Source organism: Streptomyces sp. NPDC005266, from assembly GCF_040607655.1.
GTDB lineage: Bacteria > Actinomycetota > Actinomycetes > Streptomycetales > Streptomycetaceae > Streptomyces.
In genome coordinates this window covers 1-5,834 of sequence record NZ_JBEXHC010000045.1, presented here as the reverse complement: position 1 = coordinate 5,834, position 5,834 = coordinate 1, and the positions used below count along the sequence as shown (strand labels likewise).

Genomic DNA, 5,834 nt, shown 5'->3' with positions numbered 1-5,834 from the left:
GTCCCGCCGATGCCAACGGTGCCAACGGTCCCGCCGATGCCAACGGTGCCAACGGTCCCGCCGATGCCAACGGTGCCAACGGTCCCGCCGATGCCAACGGTGCCAACGGTCCCGCCGATGCCATCGCTGCCAACGATGCCGCCGATGCCAACGGTGCCAACGGTCCCGCCGGTCCCGCCGGTCCCGCCGGTGCCGCCGGTGCACAGCACCAGGGCGGGTGACGCGTCGGCCAGGATGAACCCGATCCGCTCGGTGGGGTAGTTCGGGTCGACCGGGATGTAGGCCGCTCCTGCCTTGGCGACGCCGAGCACCACCACGACCAGCTCGGGCGAGCGCTCCATCAGGACACCGACCCGGTCCTCGGGGCCGACGCCCCGGCCGGTCAGCCACTGCGCCACCCGGTCGGACCGCTCGTCCAGCTCCGCGTACGTCAGCGTGACGTCGTCGCCGATGACCGCCGGCGCGCCGGGGGTGCGTGCGGCCTGGGCGCGGAACAGCTCGGGCAGGGTCGCGGCGGCGACCGGCCGGGCGGAGTCCTGCCACGCCTCGAGTACGGTGTGGCGCTCGGTGTCGTCGAGTACGTCAACCTGGCTGATTCGCACGTCCGGGTGGGCGGCGACCTGCTCGAGCACCCGGGCCAGGCGGGCCGCCAGGGCCACGGCGGTCGGCTCGTCGAACAGGTCGGTGGCGTACTGGAGGCTGCCGACGATCCCCGCGGGGGCGCCTCGCTCGTCACGCTGTTCGGTGAGGTTGACCGACAGGTCGAACCGGGCCGCCACATTCTCGTCCGCGGGCATCGGCTCGATGCTCAGGCCCGGGATGTCCCACGGGCTCTGGGTGCGCGGCAGGTTCTGGAGGATCAGCATGATCTGGAACAGCGGGTGCCGGGACAGCGAGCGAGCCGGTTTCACCTCGTCCACCAGCAGTTCGAACGGCACGTCCTGGTGGGCGTACGCCGCCAGGTCGGTCTCCCGCACCCGCGCCAGCAGCTCCGCGAACGTCGGGTCGCCGCTCACATCCGTGCGCAGCACCAGGGTGTTGATGAAGAACCCGGCCAGGTCGTCGAGCGCGCTGTCCCCGCGGCCGGCGACGGCAGTGCCCAGGGGAATGTCGTTCCCCGCGCCGAGCCGGGCCAGCAGCACCCCCAGCGCGGCCTGGACCACCATGAAGAGCGTGGCGGAACCACGCTCCGCCAGGTCCGCAAGACCCGCGTGCGCTCCCGCGCCGACCTGGACCCGGACGGCCCGCCCCCGGAAGGAGCCGGCCGCCGGCCGCGCCCGGTCCACGGGAAGCGCCAGCTCCTCCGGCAGGTCCGCCAGGGCCTGCCGCCAGTAGCCGAGCTGCCCGCCGATCAGGCTGCCGGGGTCGCCGGGATCGCCGAGCACATCGCGCTGCCACAGCGCGTAGTCGGCGTACTGGACAGGCAGCGGCGACCAGTCGGGGGCGCGGCCGGAGCACCGGGCCCGGTAGGCATCCCACAGATCACGGGACAGGACGCCCATGGACCAGCCGTCCACCGCGATGTGGTGCGCCACCAGCACCACGACGTGGTCGGTGGCGGACAGCCTCACCAGCCCGACACGCCACGGCAGTTCGGTGGACAGATCGAAGCCCCGGCCGCCGGCCTCGGCGAGCAGTGCGGGAAGCTCGGCGGGCACCGACTGGCGGACCCGCACGGACGGCCTGGCCTCCGGGCCGTGCAGAATTTGCTGCCGGGGCACGCCATCCGTCTCCGGGAAGACCGTGCGCAGCGTCTCATGCCGGTCGGCGACGTCCCCGAGAGCCGCTTCGAATGCCTCGACATCCAGGGCGCCGGTCAGCCGCACGGACGTGGACACGTTGTAGGCGGCACCCACGCCGGCTTCCTCCAGCCGGTTGAGGAACCACATGCGCTGCTGGCCGAACGACAGCGGCAGCACCTCGGGGCGCTCCGCCGCGACCAAGGCCGTCCGTACGTCGCCCTGCCCGCTCTCGACCAGCCTGGCCAGACCGGCCACCGTCGGCGCGCCGAACAGCTCCCGGATGTTGACCTCGGCGCTCAGCTCGGAGCGGATCCTGGCGATCAGGCGGATCGCGAGCAGGGAGTCTCCGCCGAGTTCGAAGAACGACTCCTCGGCCCCGACCCGGTCCAAGCCCAGCACCTCGGCGAACAACCCGCACATGGCTTCCTCCGCCGGTGTCTGCGGGCCCCGGCCGGTGCCGCCGGTGAACTCGGGTGCGGGCAGGGCCGCGCGGTCCAGCTTGCCGTTGACGGTCACCGGGAGGGAGTCCAGAAGGAGGACGGCCGAGGGGACCATGTAATCGGGCACCTTGCCCGCCACATACTCCCCCAGCGCCTCCACGTCCACGCTTTCCTGCGCCGCGACGACATACGCCACGATCCGCTTGGCCCCCGGCTGATCCTCCCGCAGAATGACAGCGACCTGACCGACGCTCTCATGCGCCGCCAGCACCGCCTCGACCTCACCCGGCTCGATCCGGAAACCACGGATCTTCACCTGATCATCCGCACGGCCCGCGAACACCAACTGACCCTCGGCGCTCCACCGAGCCAGATCACCCGTGCGATACATCCGCACACCGGACCCGCCGAACGGCGCCGCCACGAAACGCTCCGCCGTCAGACCGGCACGCCCCGCATATCCACGCGCCAACCCCGCCCCGGCCACATACAGCTCACCGACCACACCCGGCGCCACCGGACGCAGAAACTCATCCAGCACATACACCCGGCTGTTGTCCATCGGATACCCGATCGGCACACCATCCGGCACCGACTCCCCAGCCGTAAACGCCAACTGCGTCGTGAACGCCGTCGTCTCCGTCGGCCCGTATGTCGTACGGACGGTCAGCTGAGGATGCTCCGCAAGCAGCGCCCGAATCGCAGACGCGGACACCACATCCCCACCCGTGGACACCTCCCGGACACCGGCGAAGATCTCCGGCGACTCCTCCGCCAACACCCGGAACAACCCCGCCGTCGCATGAACATTCGTCACACCATGCTCAGCAATCAAACGCCCACGCACAGCCGCATCCTTCTCACCATGCGGCAACACCACCAGCCGCCCACCCCGCGTCAGCGTCACCCACAGCTCATACGTCGAGGCGTCAAAGGCATGATTGGCCTGCACCAACACCCGCTCCACCACATCGTCACGCCAAACACGATCCGCGACGAAAGCGGCGATGTTCCCGTGAGTGACAGCGACACCCTTCGGCACACCCGTCGAGCCCGACGTATACATCACATACGCCAGGCTGTCCGGCGAAACGGTCACGCCCGGATCCACCGGCTCCGCCCCGAACACCTCCGCCACCGGCAACACCGACAGACCGTCCACCCCTCGGTCGGCCAGCACCAGCGACACCCCGGCCTCCGCCACCACCGCCCGCAGCCGCTCCACCGGGTAGTCCGGGTCCAGCGGCACGTAGGCCGCGCCCGCCTTGACCACGCCCAGCAGAAGAACGACCAGCTCGGCCGAGCGGTCCATCACCACACCGACCCTGCTCTCCGGACCCACCCCGCGATCCGCCAGCCGTCGCGCCACGCCGTCGGCCCGCGCGTTCAACTCGGCGTACGTCAGCGTCACCTCGGCCCCGGCCACCGCGACCGCGTCCGGGGTACGGGCCACCTGCGCTGCGAACAGCTCAGGCAGAGTCCGGACGGGCAGCGGCTGGACGGTGTCATTCCATACCTCGGTCACCTGCCGCACCTCGGCGGGCTCCAGCACCTCCAGTCGACTGACCGGCACCCCCGGATCAGCCGCCACCTGCCGCAGCACCCGCACCAGCCGGTCCGCGAGTGTCCGGGCGGTGGAGTCGTCGAACAGGTCGGTCGCGTACTGGATGGCGCCGCCGAGGCCGGCCGGCTCGCCCTGGTCGTCATGGAGTTCGTTGAGCCCGATGGACAGATCGAAGCGGCTCACGACCGTCTCGTCCGCCGGGATGGGCTGCACCAGGAGACCGGGCAGCTGCCAAGTCGCCTCCGTGCGAGCTTCGTTCTGGACGGCCAGCATGACTTGGAAGAGCGGGTGCCGGGACAGGGAACGGGCGGGGTTGAGGTCCTCCACCAGCCGTTCGAACGGCACGTCCTGGTGGGCGTAGGCCGCGAGGTCCGTGTCCCGGACCCGGGCCAGCAGCTCCTCGAACGTCGGATCCCCACTCGCGTCCGTGCGCAGCACCAGCGTGTTGATGAAGAACCCGGCCAGGTCCTCCAGGGCGCCGTCCGTGCGGCCGGCAACCGCCGCGCCGACGGGTATGTCGGTTCCCGCGCCGAGCCTGGCCAGCAGCATCGCGAGCGCCGCCTGCACCACCATGAACAGGGTCGCCGAGCCCTGACGAGCCGCTTCCAGCAGCGCGGCGTGCGTCTCCGGATCCACCTCCAGCGGCACCAAGCCCCCCTCGAAGGAGGCGATCGCGGCACGGGCCCGGTCGACCGGAAGCGTCAGCTCCTCCGGCAGATCGCTCAATGCTTCGCGCCAATGGGCGAGTTGGGCGCTGATCACGCTGTCGGGGTCATCCAGGTCGCCCAGCACCTCCCGCTGCCACAGCGCGTAGTCGGCGTACTGTACCGGCAGCGGCGACCAGTCGGGCTCCGTGCCGCGCAGCCGAGCCTCGAACGCCGTGCGCAGATCGCGGGCCAGCACGCCCATGGACAGGCCGTCGACGGCGATGTGATGGGCCATCAGCACGAGTACGGACTCAGTGGCCGACACGGTGAGCAGATCCGTCCGCCACGGCAGATCACGCGTCAGATCGAAGCGCCGGCGCGCCGCCTCGGCCACCGCCGTCGGCAGCTCCGTCGCCGATACTTCATGAATGTGGAGAGGGGCCCGGCCTGCGGTGGCATCGAGGACCTGCTGTCGGGGCACGCCGTCCGTCTCGGGAAAGACGGTACGCAACGTCTCATGCCGGTCGGCCACGTCGTGCAGCGCCGCTTCGAGCACGGCGGTGTCCAGGTCACCGACGAGGCGCAGCGCGAGGGCCACGTTGTAACCGGCGTCGGCGCCCACCTCCTCCATCCGGTTCAGGAACCACATGCGCTGCTGGCCGAAGGACAGCGGCAGCACCTCGGGCCGCTCCCGGACCACCACACCGGTCCGGGCCCGGCCGTTCCGGTCTCCGTCGACCAGGCGGGCGATACCCGCGACCGTGGGTGCGGCGAACAGTTCGGAGATGCTGATTTCAGCGTCGAGGGTGGTGCGGATGCGGGCGATCAAGCGCATGGCGAGCAGCGAGTCGCCTCCCAGGTCGAAGAACGAGCCGTCCGCGCTCACCTGATCCAGCCCCAGCACCTCGGCGAACAGCCCGCAGAGAGCCTCCTCTACCGGTGTCGCCGGGGCCCGGCCCGCCGCCTCCAACTCAGGTGCGGGCAGAGCGGCCCGGTCGAGCTTGCCGTTGACGGTGACCGGGAGGGTGTCCAGGAGGAGGATGACCGAGGGGACCATGTAGTCGGGCAGCTTGCCCGCCACGCACTCCCGCAGCGCCTCCGCATCGAGGACATCACCGGCCGGAACCACATAGGCCACCAGCCGCTTCACTCCCGGCTGATCCTCCCGCACCACCACCGCGACCTGACCGACGCTCTCGTGCGCCGCCAGCACCGCCTCGATCTCACTCGGCTCGATCCGGAAACCACGGATCTTCACCTGATCATCCGCCCGGCCCGCGAAGACCAGGGTCCCCTCACGGGTCCAGCGGGCCAGGTCACCCGTGCGATACATCCGCTCACCGGCTCCACCGAACGGCACCGCCACAAACCGCTCCGCCGTCAGCCCCGCCCTGCCGTCATACCCCCGCGCCAACCCCGCACCCGCCACATACAACTCACC

The 5,834-nt window shown here is 70.8% G+C and carries 1 protein-coding gene; it reads right to left on the bottom strand.

Going from position 1 to position 5,834, the window contains the following annotated elements; translation table 11 throughout:
- Nucleotides 1-5,726: amino acid adenylation domain-containing protein (locus ABZU99_RS34625; protein WP_356228161.1), on the bottom strand; the 5,726-nt coding region annotated here is incomplete at its 3' end.
- Between the last annotated feature and the right edge of the window lie 108 nt (nucleotides 5,727-5,834).